Consider the following 1212-nt stretch of genomic DNA (forward strand, 5'->3'; position numbering starts at 1 on the left):
CCGTTGACCCGCACGGACCGACTCCTCCGGTCGATCACTCTCCGACCGGCGCGCTGCACATCTTCCGGATGGTGCTGCCCCTCTTCCGGACGGTTCAGGGATTCCGGACGCCTCAGGGCTTCCGGACAGTTCAGAGAACGGACCAGGACGAGTACTTCCGCAGTCCGTACAGCAGTGGCGACCGGTCGGCCGCCACCGGGTGCTCCACGCGGAACGCCTCGCCGAACACCACGGTGTGGTCGCCGGCGGAGACCGTCCGGCTGATCCGGCAGTCGGCGACCGCGTGTGCGTCGTCGACCAGGTGCGGACCGGCCGCCTCCTGGTCGGCCGACCAGCGCACCAGGTCGAACCGATGAGGGGTTCCCGAAGCGAACAGGTCCGCCGTCGGCCTGGCGCGGGCGTGCAGCAGGTTCACCGCGAAGGTGGAACTGCGCAGCATCGCCGCCAGGGTGGGACTCCCCTCGCGGAGGCACACCAGCAGCGTCGGCGGCTCCACGGAGACACTGCACACCGATGAGCACGTCATCCCCCACGGCTGACCGTCGACGTCCGACGTGGTCACGACGGCCACACCGCTGGGGAACGTCGACATCAGTGAACGGAACTGCGCGGGAGCGACCGCCGTCGCCGTGGTGGAGCGCCTCGCGGTGCCACCCTCCACTATGGAATCCGTCATGCCCACTTGCCGCCTTCCTCTGCCAGGGCCGCCACCTTCACGCGGCGTGCCGCACTTCGTTCGAGCAGGCCGTAGCACGGTCCGGTCATCGCCGTGGTCACCAGCGCCATGACCACCAGCGCGAGGAAGACCGGCGCGGTGAGGATCCCGGCGCTGTAACCCGCCTGGAGCACCACCAGTTCGGTCAGTCCCCGGGTGTTGACCAGCACTCCGAGGCGCGCCGCGTCGAGCACCGACGCACCCCCGAGCCTGGCCCCGAGGAACCCGCCGCCCACCTTGCCGACGATGCCCAAGGCGGTGGCGAGCACGATCGCGAACCACGGCGTCGCGCCGAACTGCCCGCCGAACACGGTGAGTCCGGTGACCACGAAGAACACCGGCACCAGCAGGCGTCCGATCCGGGTCACCACGCGCACCACGTCGTGCCACCCGTCCGGAGGGATGGCGAGCCCGACCAGCAGGGCGCCGAAGATCTCGGTCACCCCCTGCTCCTGGAACGCCCAGGAACCCGCGAGCCCGGCCGCCCCGAGCAGGGC

Annotated in this window: 2 protein-coding genes; both read right to left on the reverse strand. The window is 70.5% G+C overall.

Annotated features, from left to right (window positions below; genetic code table 11):
* Window positions 1–130: 130 nt before the first annotated feature.
* Window positions 131–676, reverse strand: a complete 546-nt coding sequence (locus ACWGIG_RS38985) for a flavin reductase family protein (RefSeq protein WP_453326453.1) — start codon at window positions 674–676, stop codon at window positions 131–133.
* Window positions 673–1212 (reverse strand): cation:proton antiporter (locus tag ACWGIG_RS38990; RefSeq protein ID WP_453326454.1); only part of this gene is annotated, 540 nt, incomplete at its 5' end. The genes ACWGIG_RS38990 and ACWGIG_RS38985, both read right to left, overlap by 4 nt.

The sequence above is a fragment of the Streptomyces sp. NPDC054863 genome (genome assembly GCF_053610825.1).

Excerpts from the sequence above, each read along its gene's own strand:
- ACWGIG_RS38985 (WP_453326453.1), bottom strand. The coding sequence starts at position 676 with ATGACGGATTCCATAGTGGAGGGTGGCACCGCGAGGCGCTCCACCACG.